Source organism: Paenibacillus sp. HGF5 (assembly GCF_000204455.1).
Taxonomy (GTDB): Bacteria; Bacillota; Bacilli; order Paenibacillales; family Paenibacillaceae; genus Paenibacillus_AQ; species Paenibacillus_AQ lautus_A.
This window is the reverse complement of record NZ_AEXS01000019.1, coordinates 223,701-241,563: the sequence shown is the minus strand read 5'-3', so window position 1 is coordinate 241,563 and position 17,863 is coordinate 223,701. Positions and strand designations below refer to the sequence as shown.

The 17,863-nt window shown below is 48.4% G+C and carries 18 protein-coding genes; 14 read left to right on the top strand and 4 right to left on the bottom strand.

Going from position 1 to position 17,863, the window contains the following annotated elements:
• Positions 1-13 precede the first annotated feature (13 nt).
• Positions 14-787, top strand: coding sequence for an SDR family NAD(P)-dependent oxidoreductase (locus HMPREF9412_RS03890; protein WP_009589940.1), 774 nt, complete (start codon positions 14-16; stop codon positions 785-787).
• 197 nt (positions 788-984) lie between these two features.
• Here the strand turns inward: HMPREF9412_RS03890 and HMPREF9412_RS33205 are convergent, their stop codons facing one another.
• Complete coding sequence (locus HMPREF9412_RS33205) at positions 985-1,035, bottom strand: hypothetical protein (protein WP_254664000.1); 51 nt, start codon at positions 1,033-1,035, stop codon at positions 985-987.
• Positions 1,036-1,380: 345 nt separating this feature from the next.
• Here HMPREF9412_RS33205 and HMPREF9412_RS03885 point away from each other — a divergent pair, with 345 nt between their 5' ends.
• Both HMPREF9412_RS03885 and HMPREF9412_RS03880 read left to right on the top strand, forming a co-directional pair.
• Positions 1,381-1,845 (top strand): GyrI-like domain-containing protein, encoded by a 465-nt coding sequence (locus HMPREF9412_RS03885; protein ID WP_009589945.1) that lies wholly within the window; start codon positions 1,381-1,383, stop codon positions 1,843-1,845.
• Between the two features lie 56 nt (positions 1,846-1,901).
• Positions 1,902-2,654: a hypothetical protein gene (locus HMPREF9412_RS03880; RefSeq protein ID WP_009590039.1), complete on the top strand. Its 753-nt coding sequence runs from the start codon at positions 1,902-1,904 to the stop codon at positions 2,652-2,654.
• Positions 2,655-2,837: 183 nt separating this feature from the next.
• Here HMPREF9412_RS03880 and HMPREF9412_RS03875 read toward each other — a convergent pair whose 3' ends face one another.
• Positions 2,838-3,536 carry an ABC transporter permease gene (locus HMPREF9412_RS03875; protein ID WP_009589836.1) on the bottom strand — a complete coding sequence of 233 codons (699 nt, stop codon included), beginning with the start codon at positions 3,534-3,536 and terminating at the stop codon, positions 2,838-2,840.
• Positions 3,529-4,251 carry an ABC transporter ATP-binding protein gene (locus HMPREF9412_RS03870; protein WP_254663999.1) on the bottom strand — a complete coding sequence of 241 codons (723 nt, stop codon included), beginning with the start codon at positions 4,249-4,251 and terminating at the stop codon, positions 3,529-3,531. The genes HMPREF9412_RS03875 and HMPREF9412_RS03870 overlap by 8 nt, the downstream gene beginning before the upstream one ends.
• 191 nt (positions 4,252-4,442) lie before the next feature.
• Between HMPREF9412_RS03870 and HMPREF9412_RS03865 the strand changes: the two genes are divergently transcribed.
• The 9 genes from HMPREF9412_RS03865 (at position 4,443) to HMPREF9412_RS03825 (ending at position 13,035) form a co-directional block, all read left to right on the top strand.
• Positions 4,443-5,162 carry a response regulator transcription factor gene (locus HMPREF9412_RS03865; protein ID WP_009589785.1) on the top strand — a complete coding sequence of 240 codons (720 nt, stop codon included), beginning with the start codon at positions 4,443-4,445 and terminating at the stop codon, positions 5,160-5,162.
• A complete protein-coding gene (locus tag HMPREF9412_RS03860; RefSeq protein ID WP_009589779.1) occupies positions 5,153-6,262 on the top strand; it encodes a sensor histidine kinase in 1,110 nt (369 codons plus the stop codon). Before HMPREF9412_RS03865 ends, HMPREF9412_RS03860 begins: the two co-directional genes overlap by 10 nt.
• Entirely contained in the window at positions 6,259-6,813 is a 555-nt protein-coding gene (locus HMPREF9412_RS03855; RefSeq protein ID WP_009589989.1) for a GNAT family N-acetyltransferase, read from the top strand. Before HMPREF9412_RS03860 ends, HMPREF9412_RS03855 begins: the two co-directional genes overlap by 4 nt.
• Before the next feature lie 133 nt (positions 6,814-6,946).
• Positions 6,947-7,321, top strand: coding sequence for a hypothetical protein (locus HMPREF9412_RS03850; RefSeq protein WP_036671114.1), 375 nt, complete (start codon positions 6,947-6,949; stop codon positions 7,319-7,321).
• Positions 7,322-7,491: 170 nt separating this feature from the next.
• Positions 7,492-8,145: a TetR/AcrR family transcriptional regulator gene (locus HMPREF9412_RS03845; protein ID WP_009589926.1), complete on the top strand. Its 654-nt coding sequence runs from the start codon at positions 7,492-7,494 to the stop codon at positions 8,143-8,145.
• A 118-nt stretch (positions 8,146-8,263) separates the two neighbouring features.
• Positions 8,264-10,579, top strand: a complete 2,316-nt coding sequence (locus tag HMPREF9412_RS03840; protein WP_009590029.1) for an ABC transporter permease — start codon at positions 8,264-8,266, stop codon at positions 10,577-10,579.
• A 3-nt stretch (positions 10,580-10,582) separates the two neighbouring features.
• Positions 10,583-11,341, top strand: coding sequence for an ABC transporter ATP-binding protein (locus HMPREF9412_RS03835; protein WP_009589999.1), 759 nt, complete (start codon positions 10,583-10,585; stop codon positions 11,339-11,341).
• Positions 11,342-11,440: 99 nt separating this feature from the next.
• Positions 11,441-12,451 carry a nucleoside-triphosphatase gene (locus HMPREF9412_RS33760; RefSeq protein WP_009589854.1) on the top strand — a complete coding sequence of 337 codons (1,011 nt, stop codon included), beginning with the start codon at positions 11,441-11,443 and terminating at the stop codon, positions 12,449-12,451.
• A 5-nt stretch (positions 12,452-12,456) separates the two neighbouring features.
• Positions 12,457-13,035, top strand: coding sequence for a GNAT family N-acetyltransferase (locus HMPREF9412_RS03825; protein ID WP_009589780.1), 579 nt, complete (start codon positions 12,457-12,459; stop codon positions 13,033-13,035).
• Between the two features lie 89 nt (positions 13,036-13,124).
• Here HMPREF9412_RS03825 and HMPREF9412_RS03820 read toward each other — a convergent pair whose 3' ends face one another.
• Positions 13,125-14,171 (bottom strand): PocR ligand-binding domain-containing protein, encoded by a 1,047-nt coding sequence (locus tag HMPREF9412_RS03820; protein WP_009589856.1) that lies wholly within the window; start codon positions 14,169-14,171, stop codon positions 13,125-13,127.
• A 201-nt stretch (positions 14,172-14,372) separates the two neighbouring features.
• Here HMPREF9412_RS03820 and HMPREF9412_RS03815 point away from each other — a divergent pair, with 201 nt between their 5' ends.
• Together HMPREF9412_RS03815 and dhaK are read left to right on the top strand one after the other, a co-directional pair.
• Positions 14,373-15,491: a glycerol dehydrogenase gene (locus tag HMPREF9412_RS03815; protein WP_009589903.1), complete on the top strand. Its 1,119-nt coding sequence runs from the start codon at positions 14,373-14,375 to the stop codon at positions 15,489-15,491.
• A gap of 1 nt (position 15,492) precedes the next feature.
• Positions 15,493-17,253, top strand: coding sequence for a dihydroxyacetone kinase subunit DhaK (dhaK, locus tag HMPREF9412_RS31940; protein ID WP_009589825.1), 1,761 nt, complete (start codon positions 15,493-15,495; stop codon positions 17,251-17,253).
• The last annotated feature ends 610 nt before the right edge of the window (positions 17,254-17,863 follow it).

Here is a 17,863-nt window from a genome sequence, read left to right as displayed (position 1 = left end):
GGAGGCATACACCATGAGCAAATTTGATGGAAAAGTGATTGTGATTACTGGCGCAGCAGGCGGGATCGGAACGGCAGCCGCCCAAAAACTGGCGGAACAGGGGGCCAAGCTTGCGCTGGTCGATCTGAACCTGGAAGCCGTCCAACAAGTGATTTCCGATTTGGGCCTGGACGATTCCAGCGCAATTGCGCTGCAGGCTAATGTCGCCAAAGAAGAGGAAGTCAAAGCGTATGTGGATGCAACAGTCGAGAAATTCGGTAAAATCGACGGCTTTTTCAATAATGCGGGGATCGAAGGGATCACTGCCAATGTAGAGGACTATCCGACCGAAACTTTTGAAATGGTCTTCAATGTCAACGTCAAGGGGGCTTTCCTTGGACTGAAATACGTGGTTCCCGTCATGAAAAAGCAAGGATACGGCAGCATCGTGAATACCTCCTCCGGCGCTGGTCTTATCGGTTCGCCCGGATTTGTCGGATACAATAGTTCCAAGCATGCCGTGATTGGCATGACGAAAGTGGTTGCGCTAGAAGCGGCTCCGTTCGGCGTGAGAGTGAATGCCGTAGCGCCTGGCGTGATCAACACCCGCATGATGCGCCAAATTGAGAAAAATACCGTTCCTGAGGATGCCGAAGGTGCAAGAAAAGCATTCGGCGCCGCCGTTCCGCTCGGACGATACGGGGAAGCGGAAGAGGTAGCGAACGTAGCCGTTTTCTTGCTATCTGATGATGCGTCCTATGTAACGCAATCCATTTATACCGTGGATGGCGGCCAAATCAACCAATAAGTTTACAGCACCAGACAGCCAAGATATTAATAAAAATAAACAAACGAGCCTATAAAAACGTTATAAATTGAGTTATACTGAGGTAAGAATAAGTAAGGAGCCGTGCTGGAACACGACTCCTAAGCACAATAACTGCATAAAGAGCAGTCGGCCGCTAAGTGGTGGTCGAAATAGACCGTTACCTTAGGCAGGGCGGTCTATTTCTTTTTCATGTAGGTAAGAAGCGCCAAAATGAACATACCGAGCATGAACATTAAGGAAAGTGCGTCTTTGACCTCCATGGGCTTCACCTCCCTTCCGGGAGACTAGCCGACCGCCCTTTTAGCCGTATATTGTACTAGGAAAATTATAGCCATAACGAAGAATAATAAAAACGAATAAATAATATCAGAGAGTAAGGCATAACAGAATAATCAGACAACAATAGACCCGGCCTAAGATATGAGTTATCTAAGACCGGGTCACTTCGTAGACGAGGGAACGTTATGTGAAATGATCCCACTACAACAAAGCGAAGGTGTGACTTTTTTGCAGAATGGAAGGATCCCGAAACTGAAATGCGCAGCTAATTGGAATTAGAAAGGGGATATGAAATGACGGAGATCAGCCAAGTCCATATGGAAGACCTGTGGTCGGTTCGAAGAGAACGCTTAGGCAACCGATGGTTAATCGGCGTTCAGAATGAGCTTCCGCAATCCTATGAGGACGAACAGCGCTTGTTTGCAACCCTTAGATCCAGAAGAGACGAAATACAGCATCAAACTGTGGATCCGAATACGTATATGGTGATCCATGATGACGGATCGAGGATGACGGTAGCCTTGATGGTAAGTCGTATCGGGGAGATCCCGGAGGGCATGGTATCGTTGAATCTTCCGGAAGAGGAATACGAGGTTTTCCGGTTTGAGGAGAAACATATTTGTTCATTCTGGCAGTATTTCTGCGAAACCGATCATCGGAGCAAATATGGCGTTAATGCCGCCAAGGCAAGATTTGAAACCTTTAACGACACCTTGCAGCCGAATGGCGTAACGGAAATTTATTATCCGAAAGAATAGGAAGGATGCCCGAACATGTATCATTGATGACAGAAGCCGTGAAGGGAGGAAGGAATATGCGAGCCACTGAAGATATCATGCAGGTATGGAGGAAGTTCAACGATTTTCCGATGGAAACCTTAACGAAAGCCTGGCACAGCTTAATAGACCCTGAATGCAAACAACGAACAACGGATGTCATGAAAGAGCATCGGGCATTATATGGAACGTCGGGCAATTGTTTTGATTTGGCGATTTGGTTAATCGATGAATTCAGACAGAACAAACGCCCCTGTTATGGAGTGCTAACGGAGCATTTGCATGTCGCCGTGGTCGCCGTCAACGAAGAGGGCAATAAATATTTCTGCGATCTTGGAGATCAATGGATTGAGCCCATTTTGTTGGAACCGGGTCATGAAGCGTATACGGAAGAATTTGTCGATGGTTTCTTTCCAGGTTCACGGATTAAACTGAACACCCGAGCGAACCGTCTCTTGGTAACCTACGGAAGACCAAACGGGAAGGAAAGCAGCCAAACATTCGACTTGACGCCCGTATCCGATGAGGCATTGATCATCGCCGGGCAAAAAACGCAGCGCCTGTTCAGCGATCCGCTTGTAGAAAAGCGGATTTTTACGGATCAAGAGGTTCTCCATTGGGAATTCGATCATTACGAAAGCTTCCTAAGTTCCAAGGAAGGCAGAATAACGGAGCCTCAGCTGAAGGATATCGGGGAATGGGCAGAACGAATACATACGATGAGCGGGATCCATGAAGATGTCGTCATACGGGCATTGGAAGTCTACTCGAAGAAGTCTTCGCATCCTTAACGCTGGACTTTTAACACCTTAGGTCTGGTGAGAACGTTACATCCAAAAGGAATAAACAGCTATTGCCGTGCGGCTCCAAGGGATTTTCCCTGGCTAGGGCTTGCCGGCAATAGTCCGTTTCGTTTTCCTTATGGATTTCGATTTCTTCGATAAGGCTGGCTTCAAAGGAAGATTGCATCAATCTTAAGCTACATCGGTTCGATCCACTTTGTTAAAAGCAAGATAGCCAAGGATTAGGCCAAGCAGGCAGAGAACAATCGGGATGGCGACGAATTGGAACAAGCTGGACGAGCTTCCCCCGTCGGACACCGATGCGTTAATCAAGAATCCAATAATGACAGCTGAAGTAATCGTGGAAGGCGCCGATTTTTTTCTCATGCCAAACGATAACGGAATGAGGCTGATGCCGGCCATCATAAAGGCGTTTAGCACCGTGGCCGGAACAGCGGCCATCATGGCTGCGACAGGAATAGGCGCGTCAAATAAACCGATCATCGGATTCAAGAGGTACGTTAACAGATGGATGATGAACGTGGTTATGATGATGCTGAAAAAACAGAACCCAAACACAATCGTCAACTTGGCTTGAATGATTTTCTTTCGCTGCAGCGGGTAGGTGAACAACACTTGGATCATGCTGCTCTTGTATTCGTCAATCACTAAACGGGACAGAATAACGCTCGAGAAAATGATATAGGTGATTCGAATCAAAACACCTGATAACGATATGAAATCTGCATAACTCATGGGTTCGTTTTCCCCTTTGGAACCCAGCGCCATCAGCGTAACGGCGGCGAAAATAGCCGCAATGCAAATGGCTATTCCCTTGAAATATCCGGGCAGGTTATTCTTCTGCCATTCCAGCTGTATCAATTTAAGCATAGCGTTTGCCTCCATGAACGAGATTGATGAAATACGCCTCCAACGACCCGGCATGCTGTCCCCGGATGTCCGCCATCTTTACTTCCGTTAACAATTGCCCCTGATGAATAATGCCGATCGTATCGGCAACCGATTCGATTTCCGACACGATATGGCTCGATATGAGAATGGTGGTTCCGTAGTTCTTCTTGAATAGCAGTAAGAGCTCCCGAATATCCTTAATTCCGATCGGATCCAGTCCGTTGATCGGTTCATCGAGAATGAGGATGTCCGGTTTCGTCACAATGGCCCGTGCAATCCCTAAGCGCTGCTTCATTCCTAGCGAGAATTCATGGATTTTCTTCTTCCCGACTCCGTGAAGGCCTACGATCTCCAGCGCTTCCTTAATCGCAGGCTTATTGTGATATCCGATGTATCTGCAATGAAGATCCAAGTTGGCTTCGGCCGTAAGCCGGTCGTAAAACACGGGATATTCAATAATGCTGCCTATTCTCTTTAGATATTGAACGGATGTGGGGAGAACCGGTTGATCGAATACTCGGATTTCACCGGAAGACGGTTTGACCAGGTTTAAGATCATTTTCATAATGGTGGTTTTCCCGGCACCGTTCGGACCCAAAAATCCGTAAATTTCCCCTCTTCGGACGTTCATATTGACGTTCGTAATGGTTTCTGTACCCTTGTATACCTTGCTTACTTGATGGATTTGAATCATGGTTTCCACTCTGATTTCCTCCCGCTCTCTGATTGATGTGCTTCACTTAGCTTAAGGAACGAAAGTAAAAATAAAGTAAACGGAGCGGAAAAAACTCGTAACATTTGACATAGCCTAAGCTCGTAAACGATTAAATAAGGTAAGATAGAAATACATGTTCAGGATTAGTTTGAAACGAGGGAAGGATAGCAATGGAATCTGCAACCATATTGGTCGTCGATGACGAGATTGGTATTTTGAAGTTATTGGAGATTACGCTCCGAAAAGAAAACTTTACGCATATTGACACGGTCTCATCCGGAAAAGGCGCACTGCAGCGCGTCAAAGAAAAATCATATGACATGATCCTGCTTGATATTATGCTCCCGGATCTAAGCGGTTTTGAACTGTGCACGGAGATCCGGAAACATACGAATGCGCCAATCATTTTCATCAGCGCGCGCTCTACCGACTTCGACAAGTTAACGGGGCTAGGCATCGGCGGGGACGATTATATTACAAAGCCATTTAATCCATTGGAGGTCATTGCCCGAATCAAGGCGATTCTTCGCAGGCAAAGGATCATGGAGAACGCACTTCAACAAAACACGGCATACGATTACGGGCACCTCTCATATCATCCGGAATCGGCAACGTTAATCGTGAAGGGCCAACCTGTAGATTGCACGGCCAAGGAGCTGGAGCTGCTGCATTTCTTCTTCAAGCATCCGAATCATATCTTCACAACGGTTCAGCTTTATGAGCTGGTATGGGGGAATGACGTGTTCGGGGAAGAAAAAACGGTCACGATCCATATCTCCAAGCTGCGCAAAAAGATAGGCGATGATACCCGCAAACCCGCAATTATTGTGAATTTAAGGGGAATCGGTTATAAATTCATCCCCCCAAATGAGGCACTGGCATGCGAATAAAAACTCGATTCACGATACATTTGGCGTTAGGGCTCATCCTGTGGCTTCTTGGAACGGGTATGCTACTTGTTATTCTGCTTGAAGGCATTCTTCCCATGCTGGGTATTCATATCACTGTGGATAATGAAGGACTTATTGTAGGAGTGATCTTCGGAGCCAGCACGCTGTTATGCATAGCTGTGTTCGGATGGTATTTTGGCGGCCCGATCGGATTCATTATGACCTGGATTCAAAAGCTCTCGAAGGATGATTACAAGCAGCCTGTCTATATATCCAACATGGTTACACGAACAGGAAAACTGCGCATGCGGTATCGCCTTTATCAGGAGGTGCTCCAGCATCTCCAGTCCTTGGGCAGCACCCTGCAAGCGAACGAAGCGGAAAGAACCCGAATCGAACAGGCGAAACAGGAATGGATCGCGGGGATATCCCATGATTTGAAAACGCCTCTAACCTATATTAAGGGCTATTCGGCTCTCTTATTGAATGAGCAGTACGAATGGTCTAAGGAAGAGACGATCTCTTTCATCCGGGAAATGGACGATAAAGGGAAGCATATGGAGGAATTGATTCAGGATTTAAGCCTCGTTACGCAGCTCAACCGGGCTGATGGCGCGCTGCCGTTACAGAAGGCGAATCAGGATATCGTCGAGTTCACCAAAAGGGTGGTAGCCGATATCAGCAACAATCCGCATGCAAGCAACTACCCTTTGCATTTTCAAACGGATTTGTCTGCCATGCACGTGGATTTTGATGCGAAATACATGCAGCGCATCCTGCAAAATATCATGATGAACTCTATACTTCATAATCCGGAGTTTACGGAGATTTTCGTCCGGATCACGGACGCAGAAGAGTTTGCCGCCATCCGCATTACGGACAATGGCATAGGCATGACGGCCGACACGGTAGCGCATCTGTTCCAGCAATATTACCGCGGAACCACGACGGATGCTGCTTCTGAGGGCACCGGACTGGGAATGGCCATCGTCTACAAGCTGATTCAAGCCCATAACGGCACCATCACAGTCGAGAGCCTGCCTTCGCAAGGAGCAACGTTTACGATTCGATTGCCGAAAGAAGGAGGGAGACATGGATGAAGAAACTACCGACGATTCGATTAGAAAGGCTGATTTTGCGGCCGTTCAGTTTAGAGGATGCAAAAGTTGTACAGGAACTGGCTGGCGATAAGTATATAGCAGAAACGACGTTATATATACCGCACCCATACAAGGATGGGATGGCAGAACAATGGATAGAGTCCCATCTTGCTAATTTCAATGAAGATCGATCCCTTGAGCTAGCTATTGTACATAAAGAAGAGAATTACGTCATTGGCGCAATCAGTATAGGCTGCAACCGAAATTTTGATCATGGTGAGCTTGGATATTGGGTTGGGAGAAAATACAACAATCATGGCTATTGTACGGAAGCGGCAAAAGGGATCGTAACATATGCGTTTGAAGAAATGCGTTTAAACCGCATTTTTGCACGTCATTTGGGGAATAATCCTGCTTCGGGTAAGGTCATGCAAAAGCTAGGAATGAAGTATGAAGGACTGTTAAGACAACATGTTAAAAAGTGGGACGAATATGAAGACCTTGTGCATTATGGTCTGTTGAGGGAAGAGTTTCTATCAGAGAATAGCTAAGGACTCTGGTTGAAATCAAAAACTGGATCAGCGGCACATCCGAAAAACAAACGATTTAACGGGGATTATTGTCTTTTACCATTCTATAACTCTGGCAATATACTATATCATTCCCAGCTAAGGAGTGATATAGATGGCAAATCGTGATGTGCGTCTTGCGCTTTGGTCAGGTACTAATTTTTCCGTTCGTCGGATTCTCTTCAGACGAGGAGGCGTTGCGGTTCGTGACCTCGGAGCATTTCGGTTTAACAACGTTCTTTCGAGTTTTCGGCTCCGCAATGTAGTGGAGCGCTCTGAAGTAACGCTTGTATTGTTCTCGGGAATTAACTTTCAGGGATCGTTCCGTGTGTTTAGAGGAAGCCAAAACGTAGCGAACTTGGAAAACTTTAATTTCAACAACGTGACATCTTCGTTCATTGTGGTTGGACGCAACCTTACGGACGCGGAAATAACCCGAATTCAAAGCACGGCCAGACCGCCTCAAGACATCCTCGTCATAAGACAATAAGATAAGAGTAGCAATATTAGAAAAATCAGGAGCACAAATCAAAAAAGCGGCTCATCCCTCATTAGGGGATGAGCCGCTTTTTATTTTTCAGATAACAACGGTATTGACAACGGAACGCGGCATGATATTATATTACCGACAGACAGTCGGTCTAGGGAAGGAGGGGGAGCATGCGAATCGTAAAAAAAGCGGAGGAACGCAAGAATGAAATCCTTGACGCGGCGGATGTCCTTTTCGGTCAGAAGGGCTTTGACGGCACAAGCACCAACGATATTCTCGAAAAGGTCGGCATTGCGCGCGGGACATTGTATCATCACTTCAAGTCGAAGGAGGATATCATGGATGCGCTGATTGACCGGTATGCCGTCCGATTGTTGGATCGGGCACAGGCCATTGCCTTGGACAAGCGCATACCCGTAATCGAACGCATCATTCGTGTTGTGATGGCGCTGAACATAAGCGACGATGGCGAGAGCAGCAAGGAAATCATGGAGCATATTCACAAGCCTCAGAATGCGCTCATGCATCAAAAGATACATAAGGTCATTATTAACGGTGTTCCGCCGATCCTGACGGACATCATCCGCGAAGGCATCGAGCAGGGGCTGTTCAGCACGCCGTACCCGTATGAATGCATGGAAATGGTGGTGATCTATGCGAATACCGTTTTTGATGAAGATTTGGTTACGATGACGGACGAGGAGCGAGGGCAGCGAGTTCTGGCCTTTGTTTGCAACGTCGAGAGGCTGCTCGGCGCAGAAAGCGGAAGCCTGATGGACGTTATGGGGATGTTTGGTGGAGGAGATGAAAGCGGCCAAGCATGAATCAGCGGGAAAGTTCATCAGCAGGGGCGACGGCAGAGAAGCAGTCCTTTCTCCTCATCATCTTAGGTAAGCTGTTATGGTTGACATCGTTTAAAATGCTTGAACACAGGGGGGCCTTATGTATTTCAGAATCATCCGAAGGGATATATCCAAAAGCAAATGGATCACGTTGATGACCGTAATCTTCGTTGCGGCTGCAGCGATGCTGGTTTCGCTCGCAGCCGTGCTCATTTTAAATTTATCCGGAGCGGTACATACACTCATGATGCAGGCAAAAACCCCGCATTTTATGCAAATGCATTCGGGTGACATTGATACGGCGCGGCTAGCAGCCTTTGCCAAGCAGCAAGGCAATGTGGAAGATTATCAGGTAGTTGAATTTCTCAACATAGACGGCGCACGGATTACGTTAGGAGAGCACACGCTTGCGAATAGCGTCCAGGATAACGGATTCAGCCTACAGAGCAAGAAATTCGACTATCTGCTTGATCTTAATGGAAACATCATTCACGCAGAAGACGGCGAATTATATGTGCCCTTAAGCTATATGAGGGACGGCACGGCCAAGGTTGGCGACATGGCGGTGATCAACGGGAAGGCATTTACCGTTGCGGGATTCCTACGCGATTCGCAGATGAATTCCACGCTCTCCGCCTCCAAGCGATTTCTGGTCAGCGCAAAGGATTACGCGGAAATCAGAAATCTTGGCAGTATGGAGTATCTGATTGAATTCAGACTGAAGGATTTATCGGAGCTAGGCGCATTTGAAGCAGACTACGCTTCCGCGGGTCTTGAAGCGAACGGACCTACGGTTACCTATAAGCTGTTCCAAATGATGAACGCCCTTTCCGACGGGATGATGATCGGCGTTATCCTTCTCGTTAGCATTCTTGTCGTAGCGATATCTCTGATGTGCATACGCTTTACCCTCTTAGCCAAAATCGAAGACGATTATCGTGAAATCGGCGTCATGAAAGCGATAGGGCTGCGTGTTTCCGATATAAAAAAGATCTATCTCGCGAAATATGCTGCGATTACCGCGGCAGGCAGTATTCTCGGCTTTGCGCTTTCGGTGCCTTTCAAAGGATTGCTTCTTGAGAACATACGTCTCTACATGGGAGAAAGCAGCCATGCTTCTTATGCCTTGCCGTTCGGACTCTTCGGCATACTGCTTGTCTTCCTAGCGATCATCGCCTATGTAAGCAGAGTTCTGAATCGCTTTCGGACCATATCGGCTTCAGAAGCGATACGCTTTGGCACTTCACCCGAGAAAAACACGGGCGCCGGACGCTTTAATCTGAGCGCAAACAGGCTGTTTAGCACCAATGTTTTTCTCGGGATCAAAGACGTTCTCGCCAGGAAAAGACTTTACGCTACAAGCCTGACGGTCATAGTGATCTCGGCATTTATCATGATCGTACCGCAGAACCTGCACAACACGATCTCGTCCAAAAGCTTTATTCAATATATGGGCATCGGGAGCTACGACATGCGGGTTGACATTCAGCAGACCGGGCAAATGTCGGAAAAAACGGCCGAGATTTTACAAACGATGAACAACGACCCTGCCATTACAAAGACAGCCGTCCTTACAACCAAAACATTCAAAATCAAAGCGGGAGACGGGACGGAGGAAAATATCAAAATCGAGCTTGGGGACCATAAGGTATTCCCTATAGCATATGCCAAGGGCAAAGCACCCGCAGAAGGAGAAATTGCGCTTTCGGCGATAAACGCCGATGAGTTGGGCAAAAAGGTCGGCGATGTCATCACGGTGGTGATCGAGGGGAAGGCGAAAGCCCTCATGGTAAGCGGCATCTACTCCGACATTACCAACGGCGGCAAAACCGCAAAGGCAGTATTCACCGATGATACGGCGGACACGATGTGGAGCATCGTCTGCGCTGAGCTAACCGATCAAACGCTTGTCCGTGAGAAGGTCTCCGCCTATGCGGAGAGGTTCGATTATGCAAAGATCTCGGGCATTGACGACTTTGTATCGCAGACGTTCGGCTCAACCATAAGCTCCGCCAAAACGGCCTCCAACGCTGCCGTTACGGTTGCGCTGATTATAGCGGTTCTCGTTACCTTGCTGTTTATGAAAATGCTGGTTGCCAAGGACCGGCATGCGATTGCCGTCATGAAAGCCTTTGGCTTTACGAACTCGGATATGAAGGTACAGTATGTCTCGCGTTCGGTATTTGTTCTGATTGTCGGCATCATGGTTGGAACGCTTCTGGCCAACACGGTCGGTGAGATGCTTGCAGGTGCCGCAATTTCCTCGTTTGGAGCGTCGACATTTCATTTTGCGATCGATCCGCTTTCGGCGTATCTGTTCAGCCCCATGTTGATGATCGGCTCGGTGCTTATCGCAACCGTGATCGGCGTTTCTGGAGCGGGACGAATCAAAATATCCGAACATATGAAGGAGTAACCTATGAAGAAGTTGATTATCTGTGATGATATCGTAAAATCTTTCGGCGAAGGTGATGACCGGCGCCGTGTTCTGGACGGCGTGTCCGCCTACATTCACGAGGGCGAGTTCGTTTCGGTTATGGGGCCTTCGGGTTCGGGAAAATCAACGTTCATGTTTGCATTGAGCGGGACGGATGGCGTGAATGGCGGAACGGTCTTGTTTGACGGCAAGGATTTATCGGCAGCCTCGGAGAATGAGCTATCAGATATACGGAGGACCCATATGGGGTTTGTCTTCCAGCAGCCAACGATGCTGAAAAACCTCAATATCCTCGATAATATCATTCTTCCATCCATGCGGGACCAACGAAAAAACGTTGCATCCATAACGAAAAAAGCAAGAGCTCTTATGAACAGGGTGGGAATCGCAGAGCTGGAAAAGCGAGACATCGCTCAGGTTTCGGGAGGACAGCTTCAGCGTGCGGGAATCTGCCGGGCGCTGATGAACAGCCCGAGAATCATTTTTGGCGATGAGCCTACGGGCGCGCTCAACTCCAAATCCGCGCAGGAAATCATGGACATTTTCTTCGAAATCAACGCGGAAGGCACGGCGGTCATGCTTGTAACACATGACGCTAACGTGGCGGCCCGGACGGAGCGCATTATGTTTATGCGCGACGGGAATATGGTCAGTGAACTCAAGCTTCCCAAGTACGACGGAACGGATATGGATCGCAGGGTTGAGAATGTGAGGGCGAAAATGCTGGAGATCGGAATATAATGTATAATGATGGAAAAGTAAAAAAACGGTTCAAACGAATTCTTCACTTGATCAGTCATTGAAATGATAGATAAAACATGGAAATGGCGGTGTTAATCGATGTTTGAACAGTCAAAGCATTTGGTTGCTGTTTCAGCTTTAGTGAAGAATAGAGACGGACATGTGCTGATGGTTCGGACGCATTTGCGTTCGGATACGTGGGAACTGCCTGGAGGCTTCGTTGATGCCGGGGAGCCGCTGGATCAAGCGGTGTGCCGGGAGTTTCTGGAGGAGACGGGCGTGGTTATACGCCCTTTAGGCATTTCAGGAGTCTACTACAATGAGAGGCTGCACGTGTTGTCCGTCGTTTTTCATGCGGAATACGTCAGCGGAGAAATAACCATTCAACCGGAAGAAATTGTGGAAGCGAAATTCGTAGACTTGGTAGATACCAACCTGGATGAATACATACAAAGGCCCCACATTCAATCGCGCACGCTGGACGCCATCCGTGCAGAGCGTTCGGTCCCTTATGAGACTTGGGATTTGAACCCGCCTCAGTATAAGCTGCTGTCCAGATTGGACGGGAAACCGCTGAATGCCAAAACGGCATTTTTACTCACGGGGAAGCCGAGGACGGGCAAAACGACCATGATCAAGAAACTCATACATCTCGTCGGTCCTGATCTTTGCAGCGGTTTTTATACGGAGGAAATAACGAAGGCAGGCGATCGAATCGGTTTCAGATGCGTGGCTGTTGATGGAGAAAGCGTAGAGATTGCGAATGTGGAAAGTCCCAGCCATATTCGAGTTGGCAGGTACGGCGTAGATGTTGAGAAATTCGAGGATTTTGCTATTCATAAATTAAGGGAAGCCTTGTCCTCCAAGAAAATCATCGTCATTGACGAACTGGGATTTATGCAAATGCTGTCTGCCTCTTTTCTAAGCATGGTACAAGAGATAATTAGTAATCGCCGGATTGTTCTAGGAACGATACCCGTCGATAGTCACCCTGAAATAGATACAATTAAATATCGGAAGGAAGTCGGCATCATCAGCTTGAACGAATTCAATCGTGATGTGATGCCGGAATTATTGATAAAGGATATTTTGAAGGCATTGGAGGGATGAGGGACATGCGGATAGAGGATATCTTCTCGGATCTGCCAACGTTAGAAACAGGCCGAACGATTTTAAGAAAATTAAGAAGCGAGGACGAGCCGGATATCTTTCGTTACGGATCAGATGATGAGGTATCGAGATATACCTCCTGGCCGACGCATCAAACGATGGAAGATACCCGCCATTATCTAAACAAGGTGATGCAAAAATACGACCATCATGCCGTGGCCCCGTGGGGGATCGTGGACAAAGAAACCGGAAGGGTCATCGGAACTTCAGGATTTATGGCTTGGAACGTTCATCATGACAAAGCAGAACTGGGATATGCCTTGTCCAAGGATTATTGGAATCGTGGTTACATGACCGAAGTGATCAGGACCATCATCTCTTATGGATTTGAACGAATGAAGCTGGTTAGAATCGAAGCCAGCTGTCTACCGTCAAACCTAGGATCAGCCAGAGTGATGGAAAAGGCCGGCATGACCTTTGAGGGAATCATAAGACAGTCGATATTCGTGAAAGGCAAACATGAAGATCTGAAATTATATTCCATTGTCGTGGATGACTACCGGAATCAGAACCAGATCCGTTAACGGGGCTTGGCCGGATAACGGTCATCGCAATAATCCCTTGGTGCATGCACGAAGGGATTTTTACATGAATGGTCGACAGCCTGGAACGATTACTTCGCGGATATCCCGGCATACATGTTCCGGTACACGGCCGGGGTGAGGTTCTCGAATCTTTTGAATGTTTTGATGAAATAGCCCGTGTCGCAAAAGCCTAGATCATCGCTCACTTGATGGATCGGCGAATCGGTGGATTCCAGCAGCTGCTTGGCCCATTCAATCTTAAGCCGGGCGATGAAGACGGAGAAATTCTCCCCAGTTTCTTTCGTAAAGATACGGCTGAAATAGCTGGGGCTGATATGGCACAGCTTGGCCATCTCCTTCAGGTTGAAATTTTCATGCTTGTGCGCAAAAATATAGTCAAACGCGGGCTGAAGCGCCGGATTGGAAGAGGCAAACCGCCCAGCGCCATTCTTCAATTTGGTGTCGATCAGCGCTCCTGACAGCTCCTGCTGGATGGATTGAATGCTGCGGACCGCGAGATCGGACTCGTTCAGCGTTTCAACGGACGCTGGCGCGTCCATGTTAGACGTGAGCACTTTTTTGTACATATCCACCGTGGTATGCTTTTGAATGGCTTCCTCCACGATATACGTGCTCAATTGCAGCAGCAGATCCACGCACCTCGTTACTTCCTCGTATGACAGGACTGGCAGGGCGTTGTAATCCCCTTCGAGTTCCTTGAACTTCCGGTTGGACTCCACATTGGGCGGCCGGGACACGATCTGCTCCAGCATCGGCGCGTCAGGCTCCCGGAGCTTGAGCTGTCCGGCCATGATCGCGCCAAGATATTGGTTGTCGATGATGATCGGAATGGCGATATCGATAATGTTAAAATGGCACAGATAGATGTATGGTTTGTTCTGGCGAACCGCTTCAATGCCGGCTCGCGCATCGCATTTTTGGCAATACTGCGAGAGATGGCCATCCTGGCGCACGCCTTGGCAGAAAGGCTGGCAGTAGCTGTGCTTGGTCACGGGAACGCCCTTGTAATCGACCGTTAGGATCGCCATTTTGGTCACAAGCGATAAGGAATCCTGCAGCATCTCCCATTTCTCCAAATCTATGATTTCTTCTAAATCGAACCGGGATTTGGACATGACGACATTCTCCTATGAACGTAATAGAAACTCTATATAATTATAGCGAATGATTCTACTAAAGGACAAGATAATACAATTTGCCATCAAGATGACAAAAAAAACGATAAGAAAACGCTTTATTCCGATCTCATTGTTTCATGCTTCCCAAATGAGCACAATCTATAATAAAACATATAGTCAATTTAGGAGGAATGAAAAATGAGAAGGGCGTTTATCAGTCCGACAAAATATGTGCAAGGTGAGAACGAGCTGTTGAATCTGGGGTATTTCGTCAAGACATTCGGAGATTCCGCGCTGCTGATCGCCCATCCCGATGACGTTGCCCGAGTGAAGGACAAGCTGGACGCAACGAAACAGAAATTTAATATAACGCTCGTTGAAAGCGGCTTCCGCGGGGAATGCTCCCGGGAGGAGGTGAGCAGATTGCAGGCATTGGCCAAGGAGCATCAATGTGCCTGCACGATCGGCCTCGGCGGAGGCAAAGCGATTGATACGGCAAAATGCGTAGCCGAAGGCGAGGCACTGATTATCGTTCCGACGATTGCGGCAACGGATGCACCGACAAGCCATTCGGCGGTTCTTTATACCCCCGAAGGCGAATTCGACGATTATGCTTATTTTAAGCAAAGCCCAAGCGTCGTCATGATCGATACGACGGTTATTGCCAAAGCGCCGACCAGATTCCTTGTTGCTGGAATGGGGGACGCGCTCTCGACCTATTTCGAAGCAAGAGCGACGGCTCAATCGTATTCCAATGTCAATGCCGGTTTGCCGTGCGGCGGCGAGGCCAAGGGAACGATCACCGCGTTTGGACTTGCCAAGCTATGCTATGACACCCTGCTCGAGAACGGATATCGAGCGAAACTGGCCTGCGATCAGAACATCGTGACGCCTGCGCTGGAGAATATCGTCGAGACGAATATTCTGTTATCGGGATTGGGCTTCGAGAGCGGCGGTTTGGCAGCGATTCATGCGATTCATAACGGCTTGACGGCTTTGGAAGGAACGCACCATTATTATCACGGCGAGAAGGTAGCCTTCAGCACGATTGCCCAATTGGTGCTTGAGAATGCGGAACAGGACGAAATGAAGGAAGTGCTGGATTTCTGTCTGTCGATCGGTCTTCCCGTATGCCTGGCGGACATCGGCATAGAGCATGTCACTTACGAGGAATTGCTTGAGGTTGCCAAGAAGGCATGCATTGCCGAGGAATCCATTCATTCGATGCCGTTCCCGATTTCGGAGGAAGCGGTCGCATCGGCCATTATGGCGGCTGACCAGTTGGGCCGTCAATATAAATCAAGCAAGGAGGTCTAAGATGAAGAAAATCATGAACAAACCGGAAACCCTGGTTCGGGAAATGTGCAATGGGTTGGTACTGGCGCATCCCGAGCTGGCGTTCGACCCAAAATACAAAGTAATTTCCAAAAAAGAGATCAATCAAGGAAAAGTCACCCTGATCAGCGGCGGCGGAAGCGGGCACGAACCGGCCCATGCCGGATTTGTGGGAACCGGGATGCTGGATGCGGCGGTGTGCGGGGACGTATTTGCTTCCCCATCCCAAATCCAGGTGTACCAAGCGATCCGCAGCTCCGCCAGCGATAAGGGGACGCTGCTTATTATCAAGAACTACAGCGGCGACATCATGAACTTCAAGAATGCAGCCCATCTCGCAGGCGAAGACGGCATTGAAGTGGATTACGTCAAGGTAGACGATGACATCGCCGTGGAAGACAGCCTCTACACGGTAGGGAGAAGAGGCGTTGCCGGAACGGTGCTCGTTCATAAGGTGGCCGGAGCGGCCGCCGAAGCGGGGCTGTCCCTGCCGGAAGTGAAAGAAGCGGCGCAGCATGCGATCAACCATGTCCGCAGCATCGGCTTCGCGTTTACCTCCTGCACCGTTCCCGCAAAGGGAACCCCGACGTTTCAGATCGAGGATGGCGAGATGGAATATGGCGTCGGCATTCACGGCGAACCGGGAATCCGCAGGGAGAAAGCCGTTTCTGCGGATGAGCTGGCGCAGCGGATGGTTACGTCTTTGCTGGACAACCTGGAGCTGGATGATGCTTTGGAAGCCGAAGTTGCCGTACTAATCAACGGATTTGGCGGGACGCCGCTGCAGGAGCTGTATTTACTGAACAATTCCGTAATACGTGAATTGACGGCCCGAAACAAGCGGGTATTCAAAGGATTTGTCGGCAACTATATGACCAGCATCGATATGGCCGGCGCATCGGTAACGATCATGAAGCTGGACGAGACGCTCAAGAAGTGGCTGTCTGCGCCATGCGATACGCCTGCACTATCAGTTAAGGGATCGTTCCAGCCAGTAAACTTTACCGAGGTTGTTCATAAACAGAAGTCAGGGAATGCGGTATCGTACAAAAACAATACGGATGCTGCAGCAGCGGTGATTAAGAACAACCGGTTATCCTTGCAAAATATCGTGTATCTGATCGATCAGATGAGCGAGGTCATCATCGAGAACGAGGTGCCGTTCTGCGAGCTCGACGCTCATGCCGGAGACGGCGATTTCGGGATGAGCGTCGCCAAGGGCTTCAAGCAGCTCAAATCGGAGTGGAACGATCTGCTTACCCATCACCATCGTGATATCGGCGATTTCCTCGACGCCTGCTCAATGATCATTATGGAGCACTGCGGCGGGGCTTCAGGACCGATCTGGGGATCGGCGTTCCGAGCCGCAAGCAAATATGCAGGGCAGAAGCAGGAGCTGTCCGTTCATGAGGTCGCGGAGATGATGCAGGCCGTCGTCAAAGGAATTCAGGATACGGGTGAAAGGTCCTTCGGAAGAGGAGCCGTCGTCGGCGACAAGACGCTGATTGATGCGCTCGTGCCGTTCGCGGATGCATGGACGCAGAGTGGAGAGCAAGGCGAAGACATGAAGCCGGCAGCGGTCAAAGCGGCCGAAGCAGCGGTGCTCGGCGCGCAGAAGACGGCGGATATCGTTGCCCGGATGGGTAGAGCGGGCACGGTAGGCGAACGCAGCATCGGATACCCGGATGCGGGCGCGTATGCGCTCGGGGTTATTTTCACCGAGCTGGCTAAAGTGATGAAGTAATTCCGAAACAAGAAGCAGCAACAATAAGCGAAATGTGTGGCGTCATAATTATTGAGAAGATTTTTCAAATTAGTGAGAAAAAAATTCATAATTAATGATAAATGTATTTTTATGCACCGTTATACATTGGCTAGTTATGTGGAAATTGTGCTAGCGATACCTGAAGCTTTTTTTGACTGTTGTGATTTTTCAATCTGAGTAAGAACAGTGCCATTTTTCTTGAAAAATTATTTCATTTGACTTGAGAAATTTGTACGGATTCTAATAAATGCATATGTATTCAATGTTCTCAATGTTCAAACTAAAATGGGCAAAAAACTTCAAAAAAACAATGATATAGGAGCGGGGTGTTCTCATATTAAGTTGAATGCATTATCATCCCGCTCAAACTTTCATTACCACGCTATTACATCAATGAAATTATGAAGCAAATTGAAGCGACATGAACTTTACACCACGTACACGGCAACATGAAATTTTTGTTGCCGTGTGTTTTTATGTACATAAATATATAAGGTTTTTCACGTGGTGAGATCAGGCATGCGGGATCGGACTGAATATATGAGGCATCCCGAAGGTCCGGCGATACTACGCTTGAATCAGATGAAAA

What these genes read in the sequence shown, in the direction of transcription:
- HMPREF9412_RS03820 (WP_009589856.1), bottom strand. Translation starts at nt 14,171, where the DNA reads ATGTCCAAATCCCGGTTCGATTTAGAAGAAATCATAGATTTGGAGAAA.
- HMPREF9412_RS03855 (WP_009589989.1), top strand. Translation starts at nt 6,259, where the DNA reads ATGAAGAAACTACCGACGATTCGATTAGAAAGGCTGATTTTGCGGCCG.
- HMPREF9412_RS03850 (WP_036671114.1), top strand. Translation starts at nt 6,947, where the DNA reads ATGGCAAATCGTGATGTGCGTCTTGCGCTTTGGTCAGGTACTAATTTT.
- HMPREF9412_RS03845 (WP_009589926.1), top strand. Translation starts at nt 7,492, where the DNA reads ATGCGAATCGTAAAAAAAGCGGAGGAACGCAAGAATGAAATCCTTGAC.
- HMPREF9412_RS03865 (WP_009589785.1), top strand. Translation starts at nt 4,443, where the DNA reads ATGGAATCTGCAACCATATTGGTCGTCGATGACGAGATTGGTATTTTG.
- HMPREF9412_RS03840 (WP_009590029.1), top strand. Translation starts at nt 8,264, where the DNA reads ATGTATTTCAGAATCATCCGAAGGGATATATCCAAAAGCAAATGGATC.
- HMPREF9412_RS03890 (WP_009589940.1), top strand. Translation starts at nt 14, where the DNA reads ATGAGCAAATTTGATGGAAAAGTGATTGTGATTACTGGCGCAGCAGGC.
- HMPREF9412_RS03870 (WP_254663999.1), bottom strand. Translation starts at nt 4,251, where the DNA reads ATGATTCAAATCCATCAAGTAAGCAAGGTATACAAGGGTACAGAAACC.
- HMPREF9412_RS03885 (WP_009589945.1), top strand. Translation starts at nt 1,381, where the DNA reads ATGACGGAGATCAGCCAAGTCCATATGGAAGACCTGTGGTCGGTTCGA.
- HMPREF9412_RS03825 (WP_009589780.1), top strand. Translation starts at nt 12,457, where the DNA reads ATGCGGATAGAGGATATCTTCTCGGATCTGCCAACGTTAGAAACAGGC.
- dhaK (WP_009589825.1), top strand. Translation starts at nt 15,493, where the DNA reads ATGAAGAAAATCATGAACAAACCGGAAACCCTGGTTCGGGAAATGTGC.
- HMPREF9412_RS03835 (WP_009589999.1), top strand. Translation starts at nt 10,583, where the DNA reads ATGAAGAAGTTGATTATCTGTGATGATATCGTAAAATCTTTCGGCGAA.
- HMPREF9412_RS03860 (WP_009589779.1), top strand. Translation starts at nt 5,153, where the DNA reads ATGCGAATAAAAACTCGATTCACGATACATTTGGCGTTAGGGCTCATC.
- HMPREF9412_RS03815 (WP_009589903.1), top strand. Translation starts at nt 14,373, where the DNA reads ATGAGAAGGGCGTTTATCAGTCCGACAAAATATGTGCAAGGTGAGAAC.
- HMPREF9412_RS03880 (WP_009590039.1), top strand. Translation starts at nt 1,902, where the DNA reads ATGCGAGCCACTGAAGATATCATGCAGGTATGGAGGAAGTTCAACGAT.
- HMPREF9412_RS33760 (WP_009589854.1), top strand. Translation starts at nt 11,441, where the DNA reads ATGTTTGAACAGTCAAAGCATTTGGTTGCTGTTTCAGCTTTAGTGAAG.
- HMPREF9412_RS03875 (WP_009589836.1), bottom strand. Translation starts at nt 3,536, where the DNA reads ATGCTTAAATTGATACAGCTGGAATGGCAGAAGAATAACCTGCCCGGA.